We start from the raw sequence: 22,754 nt of genomic DNA, 5'->3' as shown, positions 1-22,754 counted from the left end.
CTCATGCGGGCAAAGCTCCCTTTTTTTCAGACCACCATTCTAGCCAATTTCATCCAGACCGGTGTCGTCGTATTCAGTCTCCCCCGTCTGTTAGCAGAAAATATCGGGACAAACGGGTGGGCAGCCCTGCTCATCTGTTCAGTCGTCGCTTCTTGCAATCTTTGCTTGATTTCATTGGTTTATCGGTTCGGACAAGGGAAATCCATCTTCGATATCACGAAGTCTGTATTACCTAACTTCATTATTATTCCATTTTTTTGTCTATTGGCTGCATTATGGGCTATTCTGGGCAGTCTGATTGCTAAAGAATTCATTCTCATAATTACTTCTTTATCCTTCCGTTCACTCCCCCCGATTTACTTATATCTGCTGCTTGAGCTGCTTGTATTTTTACTTTTATCCAAAGGAATTTTTTCTATCTCCAATTCATCTGTTATCGCTTATTTCTTGTTAACTTGCAATTTCCTACTTTTGTTTTATGCTCGCAAAGACTTTGATTTATCACGAATGACTCCTTTTTGGTTTAAGGAAGTTGATCATACTCTAAAAGGATGGTTCCAAATTTATTCAGCATTTCTAGGTTATGAACTTTGTCTCCTTCTATTTCCCTATGTAGATGAAAAATCACACTTAATGCGTAGCTTTCAAATCGCTAATCTCATTACAACCGCTAGCTATGTTTTAGTTAGCTTTATTTCCTTTGGCTTTTTCAGCTTGCATCAGCTTCAACATATGAAGTTTCCTATGTTGAATTTGCTATCCTACGTGGAGCTTCCCTTTGTGAAAAGAGTGGACGATCTCGTATTCAATCTCTCCCTGTTACGAGTAATTGTTTCGAATGCCATGTTCGCCTGGGCGTCCGCTGAAACACTCAGACGGCTCTTTCCAGCAGCGAAATTCCGTTCAATCCCCTATGTTGTCTTAGTTATTTTCGCAGCAGCTACCTTCTTTGCCATACCAACAACGCTCGAAGAAACAGAGCCGTGGATATTTAGATTTGGAGTTGCAGAAGCAGCGGTTGCTGTCATTCTTCCCATTGTATTACTTACTATCCTTCTTATTAACAAGCGAAGAGGACAAAATTATGCGTAGTTTGTTTATTCTAATCATGCTATTCAGTCTCACAGGTTGTGCCCAGCAGCAACGGATTGAGAAATTAGGCATGTCGGATACCGTAGCTTTAGATCCTGCGTATGATGAAAATGGAAAACCATCCAATACGCAATTATCCATTGCTATATCGGTCCCGAGAGCAGGAAAAACGAACTCCGCACAATTAGATATCTTGCAGACAAAAGCTTCTACACCCAAAGAAGGAAGGAGTAACTTCTCCCGCAAAATTGATAAAGTCATTGTTTCAGGTCAATTGAGAAGTATGCTTTTCGGGAAGGATCTAGCTAAGCAAGGCATATGGAAAGCTTTAGACTCCTACCGCCGTGATTATACAGTTGGGGAGCGGTTAAAAATCGTCGTTGTGAACGGTAGCGCTGTCGACATGTTAACCCATTCCTATGCTCAAATCAGTTCAGTCGGAAGTCACATTGATCAGCTTCTAACCCAAGAGGCAAAAATTCATGATGTCCCTGAAGTTACACTCTACAGCTTCGCACGCGATTATTTTGACGATGGAATTGATCCCATTGCACCTCTGGTCATGATAAAAAATGATAATGTGGAAATAGATGGAGTCGCCTTGTTCAAAAAAGATCGTTACATTGGAAAGATCAGTCAAGACGACACGGTGATGTTCGCTATTCTGCATCAAAACCTTAATAATGCCGAATTCAATATCAGATTTATGGATCAATTGTCTGGTCAAAAAGAAGGAGCGATGATTAGCTCCATTGTTTCCAAACGAAATGTGTCTATTATGAAACAAGCTGGAGGCGCTCCTCCAAAAATTGTTATGCAAATTCGATTAAGCGGTATTATTTTGGAGTATACAGGGGCTTCGACCTTTAAACATGCAGATGAGCAAAAAGCGCTAAATCAAGACTTGTCCAAAGCCATTCGTGAACAAATGCAAGCAATTCTTAACCAAGTACAGCGCATAGGAGCTGACAACTTGGGAATCGGCACTTATGTCCGAAACAGTATGAATTACGACGAATGGAAGCAGCTGAATTGGGACACTCTCTACCCAAATGCGGAGATCCGCGTGGAAGTAGACACCAAGATTCGTGACTACGGGATGATACGGTAAACAACTTTTCATGTTACGTTGACACGTTGCTTTCATTTCTATTACGATGGCTAAGTAATTGTCCATAGGTTGGTTCAGACAACTGACAACTTCCACATTTGAACGTTTAGGAGACTTGAGCCATGAAGCATAGTTATGTATCTCATCTTTTTTGCCCGAAATGTGACACGCGATACACAGCCGAGGACAAGCATCAGCTGTGCAGCTGCGGCTCACCGCTTTTAGTCGCATATGACATGGAAGGCATTGCCAAACACTTGACCCCTGCCATGCTTCGCGACCGCGAACCAAGCCTTTGGCGTTATCGCGAACTGCTGCCCGTCATTCAGCCGGAGCATGTCGTTACGCTTGGCGAAGGCTTTACCCCGCTGCTTCCGATGCGCAGCATCGGTGCAGATATGCAGATCCCCGGTCTGCTCATGAAAGACGAAGGCCTGCTGCCTACCGGCTCTTTCAAAGCCAGAGGCGCAGCTGTCGGCATTTCTAAAGCGAAGGAACTGGGCGTGAAGGAACTTGCCATGCCGACCAATGGCAATGCAGGCGCAGCGTGGGCCTTATATGCTGCAAGAGCGAAAATGAAATCAACGATCATCATGCCCGTCGATGCTCCGCTCATTACTCGTAATGAATGTGCGATTTCCGGGTCCAATCTGTATCTGGTCAACGGTCTCATTAGCGATGCCGGGCGGATAGTCGCCGATCTCGTCAAATCCTACAGCCTCTACGATGCTTCAACGCTCAAAGAACCGTACCGCATCGAAGGCAAGAAGACGATGGGACTTGAAATCGCCGAGCAGCTGGGCTGGAAGCTTCCTGATGTTATTTTGTACCCGACTGGCGGAGGCGTTGGATTGATCGGGATATATAAAGCGCTGCAGGAACTGCAAGCCTTGGGTTGGGTGCAAGGAAAATTGCCGCGGCTTGTCTCTGTGCAAGCAGAGGGCTGTGCGCCTATCGTCAAAGCTTGGGAAAATCAAGCGAAAGCTTCGGAATTTTGGCAGGAATCCAAGACGGTCGCCTTCGGCATCAACGTTCCGAAAGCGCTTGGCGATTTCTTAGTTTTGGAGGCCATCTATGCGACTGGCGGATGCGCGATTTCCATTCATGACGAAGAGCTGCTGCAAGAGCAACAGCGAATCGCAGAGCTTGAAGGAGCCTTCGTGTGCCCAGAGGGAGCCGCTACGTTCGCAGCCGCAAGAAAGCTGAAACAATCCGGCTGGATCGCCGAAGATGAGTGCGTTATTGCGCTTAACACGGGGGCTGGAATTAAATATCCGGATACCGTAAATGTCCAGGTTCCTGTCTTGCAGCCGGAGGAACGGATAACGAGATAAGGACGTGCCGGGGGTGAATAACGAATTGAACAAAACACTGATTACGGACATGCAATTATTTGCGGCGGCACTCTCACAAGCGAATGTCGCCGTCATTCAGTGCACGGCGGATGATATCCCAGTTTTTCTCGCGGTCGGTAAAATTAGAAAGTACACGCCATTCGAGGTACAGATCGGTGAAATCTCATATCTGCGGGAAGAAAGCGAGTTTCGCATTAAAGAAGATTGACGATGAAGCTTTTAATAGAAAGTCACTTCACAATAAGATCCCAAGGGAATTATCTCATTTAAATACTTGTACATAGCTTCCTTCTCGCGATTTTGAAGATTTCTATTCGCATGAAAATTAAAATAAATCAAACTCTCTGCGGCATCATAGTAGACAAACGATAAATGACCGCAGGGAAATAGCCGATTAATGACTTCAATAATGCCATGTTGGTTCAAATTCCTGCGCTTCGCCGTTTGAACAACAGCTTCCGGAAAGTCCTGCGGCAGCGGGACTTTATCCGTTTGCACCAAGTTATAGGCTTTCACCTCATAGCTAACATAAGGATACAAGTAACCGCTTGCATAACGTTGCAGACTCTCAGCATCCTTTTCCGGCAAGTTCAAATCTTCGTTCCAGGCATAGATCGTCGCTTTATGTTTTTCCGGCGTATGAATCCGTACATATTTCAAATGCGGAAAACGCTTTTTCACCAACTGCTCCGATAATAAACGAGTTCCCACCTTAATCACCTCTTCGAATTATGTCTTATTATCTTATTCGGATACCTATCATCGTAGACCCTCCACTTCTTACTCGTCACCATTCTCTTAAATGGAAAAAGTACTGCTAATTTCTTCATTTCTGCAGCTCTTGAGTCAATAGATGGAATTTCTCCTGCTTATTCCTCAAGTTTCCTCAGAAATGAGGCGAATCGACTGAAATAGCTGCACAAGCTCCAGTTATTTTATCAAACTCCTACTCCACGCCATTTTTAACAGTAGAAATTCCAGTTACTCCGTGAGCGAACCCCAAAACATATAAACTCTATAACATGTTAAAAGAAAAGCCTGGCAGAAAGATCATAGATCCCCACCAGGCCCTTCTTATAACCTATTTTAAAATGTAACTGGCAACCTCACTTAAATCCAGAATATCGATGATACCGTCCACATGGACGTCCGCTTTGCTATTCCAGTTAGGATCGGTATTTCTTAATCCATAATGAGCGGCAATAAAGGCTAGGTCGCCGATGCTCACTTGACCGGAGTTATTCACATCGTATCCATGACTTGTGTGCACGGAAGCTTGGAACGCTGTCAGTGCGGCGTTCAGCTCTGCAACAGCTTGCGTAATTTCAGCCTGCGTGACATTCGGATTCGCTTGAACGGCTTTGGCCTTCGCAATGGCAGCTAGAAGATCAGCTTTCGAGCCAGCTGGATATTCCCCTTGACCAATTCCTTCTACCGCTTGTGCGTATATCGTTTCAGCCGTGCTAATAAGCGCATTCAACGCAGACAAGTCGGCATAACGAATCGTAATCGGTTTCTCTACCCCTTGGAAAGTGGTTTCCACCCCTGCTGCATTAGCCACCTCTGCCGAACTGTAAACGTTGGTGACAACCGTACTGCCTACGGACTTGGCTCTGAGTTGAAGTGAGATCAGCTCGCTATTGCCCGTCACAGCGTAGTCAGTCCCTAAACTAACCAAGATGATTCGCACCTTGCCAGGTGTACTGTACACATTGCCTACAACACTCACTCCATCTTGCAATTCTTTGGTTGATACATATTCGAAGTAATCCGGATTATAGGTAAAGCTAACATTTTGGGCGATGATGGGCTCCGTAATACCACTCAGTCCGTATGTCAGCGTGAGCGTCTCCCCGGGTTTTAATGTGCTTCCCCCGCCTAAAATAATGCCAGGCTCTTGCGGCTCACCTGCCGGCACTGTAATGTTCGGCATTGGCGGCTGGGTCATCCCTCCACCGAGGTAATAACTCACATGAGGCGGCTGATTGTAGCCGGTATTTTCACGAGCTACACCTAATCGGTAGACAGGATCATGCATAAGCGTATAAAAGCGGTAATCTGTTACATCGGTAGTCATATAAATGCGCAGCGCGCTGCTGTCCTCAAGCCGCCACATGGCTTCTTCACGCCAGTCACCGAATAGATCGGCTTGCAGGCCGGGATTCCCTTTTGTTCCATTGTTGGAGAACGTCCCCTCTGCTGAAAGCAGCGTCTTCACTTGCGAATTCTCATAATCCCATTTCAAAATATTACCTACACCGGTCAACGTCGTATCGTTGTAGGTATGGTCGAGCAGTTCACGTTGGAGATCTCCATCCCACCAAATCGCGAAGTTCGCAGGCGGAATATGTGTGGAAATCTCATTGCCCTTCACATCGTACATCCCCCCGGAGGTACTGTTCCAACCTCCCGCATCAATGGCCCAAGATTCAGCGCCTTTGTACCGAGGATCGATATCGGCGGATACACCACGGCCTACATCATAGGTTGTAGGTTTCCCCCAGATGAGCTCGCCTGTTTTCGCATCGCGGAATTCCAATCCTGCACGGCTCGGCTTTTCTTCATGCACCTGAAATACCTCATAGCCAGGACGATCCGGATCCAAGTCACTTAAATGCATGGCATCTCCATGCCCCAAGCCCGTTGTATAAAGTCCTGTACCATCATTGTCAACCGCCATTGCGCCATACACAATTTCATCTTTGCCGTCCCCGTCAACATCGGCAACGCTTAAATTGTGATTTCCTTGACCTGCGTAGCTGCCATTTCCAGGAGTGTTTGAATCAAACGTCCACACCTTCGTTAACTGTCCGTCTCTCCAGTTATACGCGACAAGAACTGTTCGTGTGTAGTAGCCACGTGCCATAATCAGACTTGGATGCTCGCCATCCAGATAAGCAATTGCTGCCAGAAAACGATCGACCCGGTTACCATACGTATCTCCCCAGTTCCCCACCGTTCCCCTTGGAGGTTCGTAAGAAGTCGTCGTAAGCGTTTTACCTGTGGTACCTTCAAAAATGCTCAAATACTCAGGACCGGACAAAATGTAGCCCGATGAATTGCGATAATCCGCTGCCCCATTACCGAGCACGGTTCCGGCTCCATCGATGGTTCCGTCCGCCGTTTTCATGGCGACTTCCGCCTTGCCGTCTCCGTCCAGATCATACACCATGAACTGTGTGTAATGGGCTCCAGCCCGGATATTTTTACCCAAATCAATACGCCATAATTGGGTGCCGTCAAGTTTATAGGCATCCACATAGACATTGCCTGTGTAACCGGACTGAGAGTTGTCCTTAGAATTGGACGGGTCCCATTTCACCACATATTCATATTGTCCATCGCCATCCAAATCCCCGACGCTGACATCATTCGCACTGTACGTGTAAATGACCCCATCCGGAGTGGTGCCCCCCGTTGGTTTATTTAGCGGAATATCCAAATGATTCGTTTCCATGACAGATGCGCTGTCTGAAGCCGTTTGCTCAATTCCGCTCACGATCGCTCGAACCGTATAAGTCGACTGCAGCGTGCCTTCCGTATCAAGGTAGTTCGTACTTGAGGTGATTGGGGAGCCGTTAATCTTCTGGCCGTCCCGATACAAATTGAATGAGATGCTGCCTGGCTCTGTGCCCAGCAATCTCCAACCGACATATACGCCATTGCTCACTTTAATTGCCGTGGTGCCTCGTTCCAGACGTTCCATTTGGCGTAGGAACACTTTTTTGATCGGCGATACGACAGAAGCTGTGAGATCAGATAGCCCCGCCGAATTTACGGCTGCAATTTTGTAATAATAAGGAACATTTGTTGTGACGGATTGATCAACATAGGATGAATCCGTCGATCCGGCAATTCTACTGTAAGCCCCTGCCTCGCTTGACGATCTGTAAACATAGTAGTAAACAGCTCCTGAGACGGTGTCCCAATCTAAACTAACGGAGCTTTCTGTGGCATTCGTGATTTGAAAATGGCCGGGAACCGTTGGCTTTTGGCCCGTTCCATCTGCAACGGTTACCGTCAGCGGGCCACTTTTCGGTGATTCATAACCACCAACTGTGTTTGTTACCGCATACGTGTAAGTTAAGCCAAGTTCAACTGAATTGTCTGCATACGCTGCTGCACTCGTTGTTCCAATTTTGGTATAATCGGCTTGTCCTTCAGCTTTCCTGTAAATGCTGTATTCGCTCACGCCCTGTGCAGCATTCCAACTAAGCTGCACGCTTGGAGATGGAGATACGCTCACACTTTCAACTTTGACACCGCTCATGACCACAGCCGGCGTAATTTCGATGGCGTTGACACGGCCGTCATTGCCGCCAATGTCCACGTTCATCTGTCCGTCTGCAACCGTAACAACAGCCGTGACATCCTGAAAGCTGCCGCTGGCCGTATTCGTGGAACCACGATTGATCCCCTCAATCGTTACGGCCGTCTTATTGCTTGCCGTTCCATCACCTGCGGTAACTTTGACGAAATAATCTCCATTTTCCATATCCACTTTAAATGAGAAGCTTTTATCAATCACAAAATCTCTTAAAGTATCGCTAAAATTAGCTCCACGATCTCGGCTCGCTATGGTTTTGCTTAGGCCAAATCCGGTAGCACTGCTGTACAAGGTGGACTCCGAAACCCGTGTAAAACCGGGAGCCACAGGACTTGTCGCTGTTCCGAAATCAAAGTAGTAGGCTTGCTGAGCAGCAGAAACCGTCTTAGGAAGTATTGCTGAGCCTGAAAATACGGCAAATGCCATCATTGCGCTTAAAAAGAGCGGAAGTTTTCTTATTTTCATTTTCGCGTTCATCTACCTTTCATTTGCCGATTGGAATTTATCGTAAGCTGCGAGAATTAATACAGCCGCTTCAGCACGTGTTGCCTGATCATCTGGAACAAAATAGTTATTGTCTCTGCCTTGAATTAATCCGGCTTTACGTGAAGCTTTGATTTCCTGCAGCGCCCAAGCTGGAATCTGATCCTCATCGGCAAAGGAAATCGCCTCATCGGAGTTTGTCTCCAGACCGATTGCCCGTGAGACCATAACCGCCATCTCCGCACGTGAAATGAGCCGGTCCGCACCAAAGGAGTGATCTTCGTAACCCGTTACCACGCCTGCGGATGCCGCTTCAAAAATATAAGCTTTGGCCCATTGCGGGATATTGTCGATATCGGAGAATTGCATATTTTGTGCATCCTTGCTAGTAAGCGAGATTGCACGTACTAGCATAGCTGTGAACTCCGCACGCGTTACTTTACCGTCCGGTTGGAATGTTCCATCATCGTAACCGTTTACAAAACCAAGCGATGCCGCTCTTTCGACGGCTTTTTGTGCCCAATGATTGGCCATATCACTAAAAGTAATAACATTTCCCAGCTTAGGCGTAATATCCATCGCGAGCTTGGAGTCCGAAGTTACCGTTGCTGATTGCATCGCGCTCGTCACTTCTTTAACCTGTACAAGCTTGATCTCCGCTGGTCCTTCTGACAAATTCTCAAACGTAAAGGAAGCAAGTTCCACATCCCCTGAGTCCCCCGGTAATTTTCCAACTTTGGTATGGGCGAAGATAACTTGCCCTTCTTTCACGATTGCCGGAACGGAAAATCCGTTCATTGGGCTCGTTCCTTTTATAAAACGCAAATGCTTCGTATCATAGGACAATCGAATTTCGTAGCCAAAAAGGTCTGTCACATGGGTGCCTTTGACAACCACTCGCACCTGACTCCCGACTTGGGTTTGATTGCTGGTTAGGGATAAGGAGTAACTTGGCGACTCAGCCGCTATGGCTTGTACGGGATTAAATGAGATGCACAGCAATAAACATAATGCATAGATAAGACCTCTCTTTTTCAACATAGCCTCCGTCCTCTCCGTGATGTGAATAGGTGCGGGGAGGAAAGCAGCAGCATTCCCTGCCTTCCCGCCCGCTAATTGAAGAAATATCCAGCTTAAAAGTCTTCGTAAATGATTAATTGAGCAAGTGCTGAAAGATCTGCGATATCAATCATTTTATCGTTATTGAGGTCAAATTGTTTCCAATCATTCCAATCCGGACTTTGATTCGTTTTACCATACGCTTTAACCATAAGCGCCAAGTCGCCGATACTTGCTTTACCATCATTCGTAAAGTCACCAACAACCTTAGTAACCACGGATTGACGGAAAGTTTGAAGTTTGGCGGAAAGCTCAGCAATTGCTTGATTAATAAGCTCTTGACTGATCGTCGGATCATTCGCAGCCAGAATCGCTTTATCAATAGCTGCTTGCAGAATCGCTTTGGAGCCGGAAGGATACTCTCCAACATGGCCGCCTTCTACAGCGCTGTTAATTACACCTTGAGCTTCAGCAATTAAAGCATTCAACTGCGTTTTGTCTCCAGAGCCAATTTGCACGGCGTACGAACTGCCCTGCAGCTGCTGCTCGATGCCCGCACCGTTCGCAACAGTTAACACTGAGACGGCTGCCGTTCCTACTCCGGATTGCACGGAAGATTTTGCCGTCAAACCGATAGTGAACAGCGGTCCGTTCGGACGCGCTTGTTTGTCGCCGAAGTGAACGCCAAGAATGCGAAGCTTGCCTGGTGTTTGTTTGTAATCAACAATTTTGAATGTATTTTCGTCTAACGAAACAGGAGGCGTATTATTCAAATCCAACTTGTTCGTATCCACATCAATGGTGATATCCTCAGCTACTACCTCCGAGGAAACGTGCTCCAAACCGTAAGTAATATTGAAAGATTGCCCAGGGGCAACGCCGTCAGGACCGCTTATGGAAGCACCGGTTGCAAAAGGCTTCAAGTTTGGAATCGGCACCTTGGACCAATCCGTGTCAGAAGCAAAATAAAAGCTCGTATATGCCGGTTGATTGTACGCTGTGTTCTGTCTAGCGATCTCAGCTCGATATTGCGGATCATGCATTAACGTGTAAATTTTGTGATTCGTTACATCCGTGCTCATATAAATCCGAATAGCGGAACTATCCGTCTTACGAACGAGCAATTCCTCTCTCCAGTCGCCAAAAATATCGGCAACAAGCGATGGATTCCCTTTCGTGGAGTTATTGGTCGTCGTGCCTGTAGCCGCCAGTGCTCTAGCCCCGCCCCAAACATCAATTGTCGGCGTTGAGCCTTCCGCACCATTCACGATTTGCGTCGTCATGTTGCCCGCCCATTTGATGCTCATGTTTGTGCCTGGCATGGAAGTTCCTAATGTTGTACCATCGGCCATTCGCAGGGCGGTAGCCCACGTTTCGATACCTCTTTTGCTTGCATCAACGTCACCGATCATGCCACGGCCTGTGTCTTTCCCCGTGTAGGCGCCATAGATCGTCTCACCTGTTTTCGCGTCACGGAAGGAGTAGCCGTAAGGTACGCTTGTCGCGCCTTCATGAACCATGAAGATCTCCAAACCAGGACGATCCGGGTTAATGTCTGTAACGTGCAGAGCATCTCCATGGCCTAGCAACGCATAGTTTCCAGCATTCGGGCCCGAAGCAATCGTATCGCCGGAGCTGTACAACAATTTGCCATCATGGTCAATCGTTGAGGAGCCGTATACAATTTCTTGCTTGCCGTCGCCGTCCACATCAGCGCTTGTCAAGGAGTGAGCTCCCTGCGTCGTCAGTTTCGCATAAGCAGGATTAGATCCCTCTCTGCCGTGAGGGGTGTCATTGAACGGATTCGTCATTTTTACCCATCCGCTGTCTACGAACCAATACTCCTCTAAATGTTTACCATTCCAGCGGTACGACACGATGGTACTTCTCGTATAGTACCCTCTCGCAATAATTGCATAAGGATTCTGGCCATCCAGATAGGATACTCCCGCCAAGAAACGGTCCACACGATTGGCCGGCTCAATTCTTGCAAGCGCGTAATCCCCCCACATGAGTCCGTCATCTTCACGACCCGGCTTGTAGTGGATGGTTTCCAGTTCTTTGCCTGTCGCGCCTTCAAACACCGATAAATACTCCGGTCCGTCTACAATAAATCCTTCAAATTCCCGCAATTTGTTATTTGTGCTTCGACTAGGGGCATATACGTCAATAAAATAATCCGCTAAAAGCTTGGCATCCCCTTCAGACAGCGGATAAGAATATTTCTTGGCGATGCCGAAGCATTCTTCCAACGTTTTTGGCCATGAACCGTTAAGCACTTCTGGATGCTTATCCCAATTCATGAACATGTTCACCACATGATCGTAGTAACCTTCGGCGCTCAATCGATAATCGTCCGTATTTGCGTATCCTTTGGCAAGATCTTCACCCGGCATCGTGATGTACTTCGTGGATGTTACATTACCTTGAGCATCGTACTTACTGACCTTTGTACCCGGCGCTGTTTTGAACATCATCTCTGATTTTCCGTCGCCATCGAAATCATAAACCATGAATTGCGTATAGTGTGCGCCCGCCCGAATATTGACCCCAAGATCAATTCGGTACAATAAAGTCCCGTCAAACTTATAGCAATCTACATACACATTGCCTGTATAACCTTTTTGAGAGACGTCTTTGGAGTTGGACGGATCCCATTTGACGAAGTATTCATATTGACCGTCCCCGTCAACATCGCCAACGCTCATGTCATTCGCTTTGTAGGTGTAAGCTTCACCTTTTGGTGTAACGCCGTCCGCCGGTTTTTTCAAAGGCAAATCATAGAAACCGCTGCCCCATGGCGTAACAGATGCGCTTTTATCCACTTCATTTCCATTAGCGACCGCAGCCACATAGTATTTCGATGAAACCGTTCCTGAGCTGTCAAAATAGTTCGTACTGTCGTCGATCGTAGCAATCTTCACGCCGTCTCTATACAAATTAAAGTTTGTCCCCGTTAATCCCGTGCTGGAGTAACCCGTTACCTCATTGCCAAGCAGCCTCCAACTGAGAAACACGCCATTGCCTTTGACAACCGCTGTCAAACCACGATCCAAATATTCCAGTTGAACGCCTGACGTCGTCCCCTGATTGCCTGATTGTTCATTGGCTGCTGCTGTTCCGACCATACTGCTAAACATCACCATGCAGCCCGCTGTTATAGTAAGCGCTTTCTTTGCTAAGCTGGATTTTCTGTTCGCCATGCTTTTTGTCACCTTCCTAATTGGAGATATGTCGCGTTATTTGTCAGAAAATGATATGTACGTGATACGAAATGTTTCTTTTTACCGACATTTGTCGAATGATAAAAGAGGGTTGGGACTTAAGAATTACTCCTGTGACTAGTTTACGAGGAAAAATCAATATATGCCATAATTTAAGATTATACTGACATAAACATTCGTCATTTTGAGCAATTGATCAAAATTTTCTTGAAAGCGTCTCCAACTTATCCCTTACAGTTACAACTCAGAATAGCTCCTATGATTATTCATAGCCTCCTTTCACCTTAGCTAAGTAACTTCATCTTGCTTCGTCCATGTTTCTCACTACCTCTCAAATGATACATTGTGTATTTTTTATTTACCAAATAAAAAACCGTTATTTTTGTTCAAGAAACAGTTATATTCCTGAATTGGAGGGGATGGGCCTTTGTTAGATGCTGGGGGCTCGAATGAGTGATAGTCGGCGAGTGATCGCGTACCCGAGAAGCGGGTGATTGTTCTCTGGCGTTACTTTAGCGGAACTACAGGGCGCTATTCCGCAGAGAAGAGGCATGTTCCACCTGTTATGGGAACTACAGGACGCTATTTGGCCTGCTTTTCCAGTGAAACATGCCATGTTGGCAAAATAAGACCCCACAGTTCCACTCAGCAAGGAAAAAGCTCGTTTTCCTCGGAATAGGGGACTCCAGTTCCCTCTAGTTTTGGGCGGTGGTGATGGGTCATCTAAACAGTATCACATTTTGATACATTTAATATTTAGTATAAACGTATCAAGTAAAAACAAGTTATTGAAAAAGCAAACGAAATCATAGGAGGAATGAAAATGAGTTCGATTACCGGTAATGAAAGAATCGCGAAAGTAGTAACCCGTCCTACTGGAAGGAACTTTGCTTATTGGAGTATTACAATAATACTCGCATTCTCAATTACATTAAGTGGGATCGGGCAACTGATGCGATATGGGGGAAATGTCGAGCTAGTGACCACTATTGGTTTCCCGCTATATATCACGAACATTCTCGGAGGATGGAAATTGCTTGGAGTCATCGCAATCGTAATTCCAGGTTTTCCTCGGCTTAAGGAGTGGGCGTATAGTGGTATCTTTTTTCTAATGACGGGGGCGGCCCTATCTCATGCTTTCGCTAACGATTACGGTGATTACGGTTTCCATATGATTCTTCCCCTTTTCTATGCCGCGCTTAGCATCGCCTCCTGGGCGCTTCGTCCAAAAAGCCGCAAGCTTTAATGGGATGTCCTTTATTTCAAATTATTTGATCTATTCATAAAAAGGAGTGTTGATAATGTCTTATATCGTTGATTTTAAAAATCTTTCTTTGGTTGGTTTAGAGTCTTCACCCGTAGCAGAAGCGCTCGCTGGTTTACGTGCTAATGAAGCCCGTTATTTTATGAACAAATACAAACATGAATTTACCGTCGTACCCGCCAGCGAAAGTCAGGAGAACATTGCTTATGTGAACCGTATTCTGAAAGAGCGCGATATTGCGTTTGCGGCCAAACCTTTGGAAACGTCGCGTTTTCAAGTAGAAAATATCCAATTTACCTACGTCTTTTATGAGGATGGTCTTGGGATCAATGTCATGTATACGGTGGATGACCCTAAGAAACGGGCGGTTGGTTTTAAGCTTTCTGAGGGTATGGAGGTGCCAAAAGAGCTGGAAGAGAAGAAGTTTAAATTTGCCAGACAGAAGTCTAAACTTGCTGGAACAATTCGGGGCTCGTTTTTTGTAATTAAAGGACAATATGAAGCTTAAAAAATGGAGGCTACCACTGTGAAAACGAGTGGTAGCCTCATTCATCTATCGGGAGAATAGTTGAAGATCAAACGCGATAGGTTGGTTGTACAAGTTACACCTTCGCAGCAAGATATGTCCGCATGACCTGCTCCGCTTTTTGCGACAGCAGCTCCTCGGTCCTCTCCATCGCTTCTTGCAGCGACATCGGTCCATTGACGATACTATGGATGCTCGTGATGCCATGGTCATAGAGAGCTTCCACCCCAGGACCGATGGAGCCGCTCAATACAAAAACAGGAACGCCAAGCTTCTGCGCTGCTTGAGCAATACCCATAGGCGCTTTGCCGGAGGCCGTCTGCGCGTCTGTTCGACCTTCTCCCGTAAACACGAGAGAAGCCTCCTGCAAGTGCTGGCTCAGGTTGCTTTTATCCATGACAATCTCAACGCCGCGTTGAACGGTTGACGGGAAAAAAGCCTGGAACGCGCCGCCAAGCCCCCCCGCTGCACCTGCGCTAGGCAAATCGTGCACGGCTATGCTTGTGTGCGCCTCAATGATATCCGCCCAGTGACGGAGCGCCTCATCGAGCTCTGGCAGCATCTCAGGAGTCGCTCCCTTCTGTGGGCCAAACACATAGGACGCTCCTTGCGGGCCGATGAACGGATTAACCACATCAGAGGCAATCGTAAAACTCGATTGCTCTATTCTTGCATCCCAATTCGCAGCATCAATGCTGCGAATCTTAGAAAGACCTAGCGCACCATGCGGAACAGGTTGTCCTTCCGCATCCAGGAGCGCCAACCCAAGCGCTTGAAGCATGCCGCTCCCTCCGTCATTGGTTGCGCTGCCACCAAGCGCCAAAATAAACTTGCGATACCCATGATCTAAAGCATGTCGGATAAGCTGCCCTGTTCCGTAAGTCGTCGTCAGCCAAGGATTTCGCTGCTCCTCCGAGATCAAATAGAGCCCTGAAGCCGTTGCCATCTCAATGACACAGGTTTCATTGTCTCCAAGAACGCCGTATTCAGCTATCACATTGTCCAATAAAGGTCCGCTTACAGAAACGTTGATTTTGGTCCCCTGCGTCGAGCTAATGAGACTGTCTACGGTTCCCTCGCCGCCGTCAGCCATCGGAACAAGCACTGTATCCGATAACGGTGCAGCCTTTTGAATACCTTTCGCTATTGCAAGAGCAGCCTCTTTCGCGCTTAAACTGCCCTTAAAAGAATCAGGTGCAATGACAATTTTCACGGTCGTCCCTCTCCCCCGAGCTTTTTCGATCAAAGTTTGCTAATCAGTTTATACAGTGCATGCGTCCCGCTGTCTTCTTCACCACTGGCCGCCAGCTGCTCATACAACGATTTGGCCAGAGCAAGCCCTGGCAGCTTCGCATTCATTTCTTCAGCCGATTGAAGAGCAATTTTCATATCTTTAATAAAATGTTTGACATAAAAGCCAGGTGCGAAATTGCCGGCGATCATCCGCGGCGCCAAATTGCTTAATGACCAGCTGCCCGCTGCGCCGGATTCAATGCTTTTTAGCACCGTAGCAGGATCTAATCCTGATTTCTCTGCATAAACAAGCGCCTCGACCACGCCCATCATATTGCTGGCAATGGCGATTTGGTTGCACATTTTGGTATGCTGGCCCGCTCCCGCTTCCCCTTGATAGACGATATTGGTGCCAATCTTCTCAAATAACGGCAAAACCGCATCAAAGGCATCGCGCGAACCGCCCACCATAATCGACAATCTCGCTTCTCTTGCTCCAACATCTCCGCCTGAAACAGGCGCATCGAGTGAGAATAACCCGCGGGAACGCGCTTCATTCTCAATTTGTTTGGCAAGCTTGGGCGAGGACGTTGTCATATCGATGACATAACTTCCTGGCTTGGCGTTCTGCAAAATACCATTTTCCCCTAAATAAATTTCTTCCACATCACTAGGGAATCCTACCATCGTAATAATGACATCACACTGCTGAGCTAATTGTCCAGGGGATTCCTGCCAATGCGCACCCTGATCAAGGAGATCCTGTGCTTTGGATCTTGTCCGATTGTACAGATGAACTTGATACCCCGCCCGCATAAAATGACCTGCCATACTTTTTCCCATAACACCCGTACCTACAAGTCCTACTACGGTTTGCGCCGGATTCATTGCCACGATAAAAACCACCTTTCTAAATAAACACGCACTTCCAACCGGATGTTGCACAATTTTTCTTAAGTCCTACTTCTAAGTTATCATCCACGTTCTGCGCGGTCAATGAAAGATGTGTATCATTCACAGGACTACATTGACAGATATAGTACTCTTGAATATAATGTAAAACAGGAGGTGAGGGTCATCTTTGACTTGAAAATAACGTCTGAGCTTATTCGCGGGCATACCGATAGCATCATTCTTAAGCTTTTAATGTCAGGTGATAAGTATGGCTATGAAATTTCCAAGCTTGTGCAAGTAACCACAGGCGGAGAATACGAGCTCAAGGAAGCTACCATGTACGCCAGCCTCAAACGCCTGGAACAGGAAGAGAATATTACTTCATATTGGGGAGACGAAACGCAAGGCGGCAGAAGAAAGTATTACCGGATCACCGACAAAGGCAAGGAAACATTTGATACGAACAAACGGAATTGGGAACATGCCAAAAGCATTCTCGATTTATTCATATAAGAAAGGTGGAATCATCCATGAATACCAAGCTTTCTGCTTATTTGGACGAAGTTTTCTCCAATTACGAGGATTTAAAGCCAATTCGGGAGTTAAAAGAAGAGCTTTTTCATGACTTACAGGAAAGATTCAACGACTTGCAAAAGGATGGACTTGATGAAAAAGCTGCTTTTGAGCGGACAATTGCCTCTATCGGCGAAATTTCCGAACTCATCGGAAGCATCCATGCCAGTACAACGAAGCTGCAGCAAATCGTTGGCATTGATTTTTCTAAACAAAATTTGCAAAAGTCGGATTTGAGAGCTGTTCAGGTCCATGACGGGAAGTTTAATTACAGCAACCTGCAGGGCTCTGATTTTAGCCATTCGGATTTAACGAATGCTTCTTTTAAATGCAGCAACTTGGACAATTGCCATTTTGACGGCTCCAATTTGACCCATGCCAAGATTCAAAAGTCCAACCTCAAGGGAGCTACTTTCCGGAATTGCCAATTTAACCACACCGACTTCAGCTCTTCGGAGTTAATGGGTGTATGTTTGGATAACCTAACATTTACCGGGACTATTTTTCATTATACGGGGTTAAAAGAAACCTCTTTCCGCAACGCCGTTTTTCAAAACTGTTCGTTTAAAACCGAAGTCAAAAAAACAATTTTTGACGGGGCTAAGATGGATAAAGGCACCTATGCCGTTTTAAAAGGTTTAAAAGCAAATCTCACTCACGTTACCATCATTTAATTAGAAAGCGGGGAATATCACCTTCATGTCAACACAAACCAAAAATAAAGGAATAGGTATTGTGATCGCCGGGCTTCTGCTTGGCATTCTGATGGCGTCAATGGATAACACCATTGTAGCTACAGCTATGGGTACCATCGTAGGAGAATTAGGTGGGTTAGACAAATTCGTATGGGTCACTTCCGCCTATATGGTCGCCGAGATGGCCGGTATGCCGATTTTCGGGAAATTATCCGATATGTATGGACGGAAGAAGTTTTTCATCTTCGGGATTGTCGTATTTATGCTAGGTTCCATCTTATGCGGAACGGCTAATTCCATTATTGAACTCAGCATTTATCGTGCGATTCAAGGGATTGGCGGCGGTGCGTTGGTGCCGATTGCTTTTACCATCATGTTCGATGCCGTTCCGATTGAAAGCCGCGGCAAACTAGGCGGATTGTTCGGCGCCGTGTTTGGTATGTCCAGTATTTTCGGCCCCTTGCTAGGCGCCTATATTACGGATTACGTGAATTGGAAATGGGTTTTCTACATTAACCTGCCGCTCGGTCTGATCGCGTTTATTTTTATCGCTTTCTTTTACCGTGAATCCGTTGAGCATTCAAAGCAAAAGATCGATTGGTGGGGCGCATTGACGCTTGTCGGAGCCATCGTCTCCCTTATGTTCGCGCTTGAATTAGGCGGCAAAACATATGCTTGGAATTCATCGTTTATCCTCGGATTATTGGCACTGTTCGCCGTGTTAACGATCATCTTCATTTTCGTAGAACGCCGCGCTGCCGAGCCGATTATCTCCTTTGCCATGTTTAAAAGCAGGTTGTATGCTTCCAGCAATGCCGTAGCCATTTTTAGCGGCGCCGCTTTTATTACTGCTTCTGTTTATATCCCAATCTTCGTTCAAGGTGTGCTTGGCGGAACAGCGACGAACTCTGGCTTAGTTTTGCTGCCCATGATGTTAGGTTCTGTCGTCACTGCAACAGGCGGCGGTTTCTTAATGACTAAAGTGAGCTACCGCAGCATCATGATTCCTACTACTCTCATACTGGCAGTTGGAGTTGCTCTGCTGACCACGTTATCTCCAGAGTCGCCACGCTGGCTCGTAACGATCTATATGATTATCGTTGGTCTAGGTATCGGGGCTTCCTTCTCTGTCCTGAGTAATGCCGCGATTCATCTCTTTGATGCCAGGCAGCGCGGTTCGGCCTCTTCCACACTAAATTTCCTTCGTTCCCTAGGAATGACGCTGGGAATCACCGTTTTTGGAATTATCCAAAGCCACGCATTCACTAGAAAGCTGACGGAAGCCTTCGCCGGGCAAGGCGCAATGCCTGCAGGTATGGCAACCAGCGACCCACATACCTTGCTCGATCCGGCTAAACGTTTGGACATTCCAGGTCCCATTTTAGAAAAAATCTCAAGCGCTCTATCGTCTTCTATCGTTCTCACATTTGCGTGGACCATTGTTCCGGCAGTGATAGCCTTCTTTTGTGCGATTGCGATGAGCAAAGAGAAACTTGATCCGACTCAGGAACAAGGTGCAGTATCGCATTAGTCAGTTTGAAGAAAATATAAAAAGAGGGTGTCCCATTGCCATCGAGATGGCGAGGTGCACCCTCTTTTCAATTAACGTAAGTGATGTAAAACATCGTTACACAGCCTACGCAGCTCTCCTAAATTCCTTTAAAACTAAACGAGTAAGCATACGTGCGATTCGCAAACAAGGTAAACTCCGGATGCGTTCTTGCCCCCCAGCTATCATCTCCGCCAACGCCCATCTGCTTGTAATTCACGCGCAGCACTACCTTCTCGCTAACTGGCAGCTTATAAGGATGGTCATGAGCTTCCAATTCCGATGGCGAATACGGCAGAGCATTCAATTCCACGGTCGGCAGCCCCGTAATACGGAGTCCACAACCTGCGCTATCCGTTAATGTCGCCCAACGGACATCCGTTTTGTTTCCGCATTCTTGCGGACGTAAGTACGGAACGAATTGATCCTGAACGGTTCCGCTGTGCAGAGCCAGCTTCGCTCCTGTCGCGCGGTCCCAATGATTTTCGTGTGGCCCGCGGCCGTACCAGCTTAATTGCTGGAAGGCAGGGTCAAGCTCGAACATCATGCCGATTTCCGGAATCTCAGGCAAGTTAGCGCCAGGAACTAGCTCCATGCGCACCTCCACCTCCCCATCCGGCGATGCCGTGTACACCAATTTCACTGTTGAAGCTGGCGTTGTAGCAAGCTCATAACGAACATGAACTTCGGCGCGGCCATCTCTGGTCGATTTCGCTTGCAAGGATTGCAGCGTCCTTCCGCTGCCTGCTTCTTGCCATGGCGCACATCGAATATGATGTTTGTTGCCACGGTCATTATCCGTATAGGCGCGCCAGAAATTAGGCGCTGGGCCTGTCAGGAACAACTCAGTTCCTTCGTACTGATAGGAAGTGATATCACCGGTCGCAGCATGGAATTGAAGCGAAAAATTGCTTCCTTTCAGCGTAATCGAATCCTTCGTTGAGGCAATTTGCACAGCATTAAGCTCAGATACCGCTGCAGCAGATTCTGCTTGCGCAACGAAATCGACATGCGCCCACGCCTGACGGACAGGCAGCAGGAACTGCTCCCACGCGACCTCATGCCCTTTTGGCGCCCATAACGCATCAGCTTTCAATTGAAGGCTGATCGTAAGGACGTATTCGTCCGTCGGACTGGCTGCTTCATACGAATCCAATTCGAGTTCAATTGTCGCCGTTTCTCCAGGCACTACGGTAAATTGACCGCTCTTCGCTTCACCAACAGCAACGCCATTACGCTCGATCGTCCACGTCCAGTTGAACTCATTAAGATCCGTGAACAAGAACTGATTCGTCACGGCTACTTGGCCTTTTGCCAAATCAACCGGTGTAATCTTCACGTTTTGATAGCATTTCTTTACTTCATAGATTTTCGGCGAAGGTGTGCGATCAGCGAAAATTAAACCGTTACCGCAGAAATTGCCATCATTCGGCGTATCGCCGAAATCGCCGCCATAAGCTTGATAAGTCACACCATCAGGCGTTGTTGTACGGATGGATTGATCGATCCAATCCCATATAAAGCCGCCTTGAAGAACGGGATACTTATCAAACAGCTCCCAATATTTAAATAAATTGCCGCAGGAATTCCCCATCGCATGGCTGTATTCACATAAAATAAACGGCTTCTTCGGTTTGTTATTCGCGTACTCTTCAATTTTATCAATTTTGGAATACATTTGACTTTCGATATCAGAGGCCGCTTCAGAGACCCGGCAGTGGAATATCCCTTCGTAGTGAACGACCCTGGAAGGATCAGCCTCACGTAAGAAGTCATGCATTTTAATAAAATTATCCCCGCCCCATGACTCATTCCCGAGCGACCAAATCACAATCGAAGGATGATTTTTATCTCGCTGCATCATGGAATTCGCGCGATCCAGTACAGCCCCCGTCCATTCAGGTTTGCTGCCTGGAACCGTTTCTCCCTCTTCCTCTTGGGCATAACTCCACGATCCGTGCGTTTCAAGATTCGTTTCATCAATGACATATAAGCCATACTCATCACACAACTCATACCAACGGGCATTGTTCGGATAATGGGACGTGCGCACCGCGTTGATATTAAATCGTTTCATCAGCAAAATATCAGCGATCATGCTGTCGTTATCGACGCTGCGGCCGCGGTCTGTATCAAATTCATGGCGGTTGACGCCTTTGAATACGATGCGCTCACCATTGATTTTCATCAAGCCATCGTGAATTTCGAACTTACGGAAACCTACTTTGCAGCTCTCCGTCTCCAGCAGAGTCCCCTTCTCGTCCTTCAAGCTCAGAACCAGCGTATAAAGATTAGGTTTTTCTGCACTCCAAAGTGCCGGATTTTCCACTTTAACGGACAGCTCCACATCCTGTTTCAGACTGCCGCTTAGTTCAACAACCACGGATAGAGGAGATGACCATAACGGCTTTTGTTCACTGTCATATAAAACAGCTTCTACGCGGTGCGCCCCGGTGCCAAGGCTATCATAGTTCGTAACTTTCGCCTGAATGCGCAGTTCGGCATTTTCAAATGCATCATCCAAGTCCGTCAGCACTTTGAAGTCCGCAATATGTGCCACAGGGGTGGCATACAAATAGACATCGCGGAATATTCCGCTCAACCGCCAGAAATCCTGATCTTCCAACCAGCTTGCATCGCTCCACCGATAGACTTCAACCGCGAGCTTGTTCTCACCTTCAACCAGGTATGGCGTAATATCAAATTCCGCGGGTGTGAATGAGTCTTGGCTAAAACCTACGAAATCCCCGTTTACCCATACATAAAAAGCGGATTCAACACCCTGAAAACTCAAGTACACAGGCCGCTCCGCCCAAGATGACGGAATCGTAAAGCTCCTAGTGTACGAGCCGACTGGATTATACTTCACAGGCGCATAAGGAGGCTTCACCTCTTCATGACCTACCCATGGATAAATGATATTCGTATATTGCGGAAAATCAAAACCTTGCAGCTGCCAATGAGATGGCACCGCAATGTCGGACCAGCCGCTGCAATCGTAGCCGTTCTTATAGAACTCCTGAGGCCGCCCCTCAGCATTCTCTGCAAAATGAAACTTCCACGTTCCATTCAAAGATTGATAGAACTCAGAGGCTTCCCGAACTCCTGCGAGCGCCTCGGCTTCCGACCGGTAAGGCATCAATGTTGCATGCGCTTCCAAACGGTTCAACTGAAAAATCTGCGGATTATTATTCCATTCCGGATAACCGTTCAAAGGCGCTGTGTAGACGTACTTATTAGCCATGGATTCGTACCTCACTTTATTGGTGTTGTATAATTTTCATCAACGATGTATTTATTGTAACTGACAATAATCTCTTTTAAAATATAAGATACTACGCATGACATATTAAAAAATGAAAGAGATGG

Annotated in this window: 15 protein-coding genes and 1 pseudogene; 9 read left to right on the top strand and 7 right to left on the bottom strand. The window is 46.8% G+C overall.

The genetic code is table 11. The features are described 5' to 3' along the window. Window positions 1–3 precede the first annotated feature (3 nt). The 4 genes from RQP52_RS01520 to RQP52_RS01505 all read left to right on the top strand — a co-directional run bounded on the left by RQP52_RS01520 (window position 4) and on the right by RQP52_RS01505 (window position 3,766). Window positions 4–1,092, top strand: a complete 1,089-nt coding sequence (locus tag RQP52_RS01520) for a GerAB/ArcD/ProY family transporter (RefSeq protein WP_315949052.1) — start codon at window positions 4–6, stop codon at window positions 1,090–1,092. Next, entirely contained in the window at window positions 1,085–2,203 is a 1,119-nt protein-coding gene (locus tag RQP52_RS01515) for a Ger(x)C family spore germination protein (protein WP_315949050.1), read from the top strand. Before RQP52_RS01520 ends, RQP52_RS01515 begins: the two co-directional genes overlap by 8 nt. Window positions 2,204–2,325: 122 nt before the next feature. Then, window positions 2,326–3,537, top strand: a complete 1,212-nt coding sequence (locus tag RQP52_RS01510; RefSeq protein ID WP_315949048.1) for a threonine synthase — start codon at window positions 2,326–2,328, stop codon at window positions 3,535–3,537. Between the two features lie 13 nt (window positions 3,538–3,550). After that, the gene (locus RQP52_RS01505; RefSeq protein ID WP_157319815.1) at window positions 3,551–3,766 is read left to right on the top strand and encodes a hypothetical protein; all 216 of its coding nucleotides are present in this window, start codon (window positions 3,551–3,553) and stop codon (window positions 3,764–3,766) included. Window positions 3,767–3,777: 11 nt separating this feature from the next. Here RQP52_RS01505 and RQP52_RS01500 read toward each other — a convergent pair whose 3' ends face one another. From RQP52_RS01500 to RQP52_RS01485, 4 genes and pseudogenes are all read right to left on the bottom strand, one after another. Then, a complete protein-coding gene (locus tag RQP52_RS01500; RefSeq protein WP_315949047.1) occupies window positions 3,778–4,269 on the bottom strand; it encodes a hypothetical protein in 492 nt (163 codons plus the stop codon). A 370-nt stretch (window positions 4,270–4,639) separates the two neighbouring features. Beyond that, complete coding sequence (locus RQP52_RS01495; RefSeq protein ID WP_315949046.1) at window positions 4,640–8,350, bottom strand: rhamnogalacturonan lyase family protein; 3,711 nt, start codon at window positions 8,348–8,350, stop codon at window positions 4,640–4,642. A 12-nt stretch (window positions 8,351–8,362) separates the two neighbouring features. Next, the gene (locus RQP52_RS01490; protein WP_315949045.1) at window positions 8,363–9,409 is read right to left on the bottom strand and encodes an S-layer homology domain-containing protein; all 1,047 of its coding nucleotides are present in this window, start codon (window positions 9,407–9,409) and stop codon (window positions 8,363–8,365) included. 938 nt (window positions 9,410–10,347) lie between these two features. Further along, window positions 10,348–12,630 (bottom strand): annotated as a pseudogene (locus RQP52_RS01485) (rhamnogalacturonan lyase); the annotation flags it as partial. 844 nt (window positions 12,631–13,474) lie between these two features. On the opposite strand from RQP52_RS01485, the gene RQP52_RS01480 reads away from it, so the two are divergent. After that, window positions 13,475–13,897, top strand: coding sequence for a DoxX family protein (locus tag RQP52_RS01480; RefSeq protein WP_315949043.1), 423 nt, complete (start codon window positions 13,475–13,477; stop codon window positions 13,895–13,897). A 55-nt stretch (window positions 13,898–13,952) separates the two neighbouring features. Next, window positions 13,953–14,423: a phage tail protein gene (locus tag RQP52_RS01475; protein ID WP_315949041.1), complete on the top strand. Its 471-nt coding sequence runs from the start codon at window positions 13,953–13,955 to the stop codon at window positions 14,421–14,423. Between the two features lie 94 nt (window positions 14,424–14,517). Here RQP52_RS01475 and RQP52_RS01470 read toward each other — a convergent pair whose 3' ends face one another. Next, on the bottom strand, window positions 14,518–15,654 hold the full coding sequence (locus RQP52_RS01470) for a glycerate kinase (RefSeq protein WP_315949040.1): 1,137 nt from the start codon (window positions 15,652–15,654) through the stop codon (window positions 14,518–14,520). Between the two features lie 29 nt (window positions 15,655–15,683). After that, on the bottom strand, window positions 15,684–16,562 hold the full coding sequence (locus RQP52_RS01465) for an NAD(P)-dependent oxidoreductase (protein ID WP_315950351.1): 879 nt from the start codon (window positions 16,560–16,562) through the stop codon (window positions 15,684–15,686). 189 nt (window positions 16,563–16,751) lie between these two features. Between RQP52_RS01465 and RQP52_RS01460 the strand changes: the two genes are divergently transcribed. The 3 genes from RQP52_RS01460 to RQP52_RS01450 are packed head-to-tail and all read left to right on the top strand — an operon-like array spanning window position 16,752 to window position 19,367. Next, window positions 16,752–17,081 carry a PadR family transcriptional regulator gene (locus tag RQP52_RS01460; RefSeq protein ID WP_315950349.1) on the top strand — a complete coding sequence of 110 codons (330 nt, stop codon included), beginning with the start codon at window positions 16,752–16,754 and terminating at the stop codon, window positions 17,079–17,081. Window positions 17,082–17,098: 17 nt separating this feature from the next. After that, on the top strand, window positions 17,099–17,815 hold the full coding sequence (locus tag RQP52_RS01455) for a pentapeptide repeat-containing protein (protein ID WP_315949038.1): 717 nt from the start codon (window positions 17,099–17,101) through the stop codon (window positions 17,813–17,815). 25 nt (window positions 17,816–17,840) lie between these two features. Further along, the gene (locus tag RQP52_RS01450) at window positions 17,841–19,367 is read left to right on the top strand and encodes an MDR family MFS transporter (protein ID WP_315949036.1); all 1,527 of its coding nucleotides are present in this window, start codon (window positions 17,841–17,843) and stop codon (window positions 19,365–19,367) included. Window positions 19,368–19,485: 118 nt separating this feature from the next. On the opposite strand, the gene RQP52_RS01445 is transcribed toward RQP52_RS01450, so the two are convergent. After that, the gene (locus tag RQP52_RS01445; RefSeq protein WP_315949035.1) at window positions 19,486–22,629 is read right to left on the bottom strand and encodes a glycoside hydrolase family 2 TIM barrel-domain containing protein; all 3,144 of its coding nucleotides are present in this window, start codon (window positions 22,627–22,629) and stop codon (window positions 19,486–19,488) included. Window positions 22,630–22,754 lie beyond the last annotated feature (125 nt).

This window comes from Paenibacillus violae (assembly GCF_032461945.1).
GTDB lineage: Bacteria > Bacillota > Bacilli > Paenibacillales > NBRC-103111 > Paenibacillus_E > Paenibacillus_E violae.
Note: the sequence above shows the minus strand (reverse complement) of the source record. Positions and strands in the feature narration are given on the sequence as shown.

Coding starts and splice junctions, on each gene's coding strand:
- RQP52_RS01520 (WP_315949052.1), top strand. CDS start 4: ATGCGGGCAAAGCTCCCTTTTTTTCAGACCACCATTCTAGCCAATTTC.
- RQP52_RS01495 (WP_315949046.1), bottom strand. CDS start 8,350: ATGAAAATAAGAAAACTTCCGCTCTTTTTAAGCGCAATGATGGCATTT.
- RQP52_RS01490 (WP_315949045.1), bottom strand. CDS start 9,409: ATGTTGAAAAAGAGAGGTCTTATCTATGCATTATGTTTATTGCTGTGC.
- RQP52_RS01455 (WP_315949038.1), top strand. CDS start 17,099: ATGAATACCAAGCTTTCTGCTTATTTGGACGAAGTTTTCTCCAATTAC.
- RQP52_RS01480 (WP_315949043.1), top strand. CDS start 13,475: ATGAGTTCGATTACCGGTAATGAAAGAATCGCGAAAGTAGTAACCCGT.
- RQP52_RS01475 (WP_315949041.1), top strand. CDS start 13,953: ATGTCTTATATCGTTGATTTTAAAAATCTTTCTTTGGTTGGTTTAGAG.
- RQP52_RS01465 (WP_315950351.1), bottom strand. CDS start 16,562: ATGAATCCGGCGCAAACCGTAGTAGGACTTGTAGGTACGGGTGTTATG.
- RQP52_RS01445 (WP_315949035.1), bottom strand. CDS start 22,629: ATGGCTAATAAGTACGTCTACACAGCGCCTTTGAACGGTTATCCGGAA.
- RQP52_RS01515 (WP_315949050.1), top strand. CDS start 1,085: ATGCGTAGTTTGTTTATTCTAATCATGCTATTCAGTCTCACAGGTTGT.
- RQP52_RS01450 (WP_315949036.1), top strand. CDS start 17,841: ATGTCAACACAAACCAAAAATAAAGGAATAGGTATTGTGATCGCCGGG.
- RQP52_RS01510 (WP_315949048.1), top strand. CDS start 2,326: ATGAAGCATAGTTATGTATCTCATCTTTTTTGCCCGAAATGTGACACG.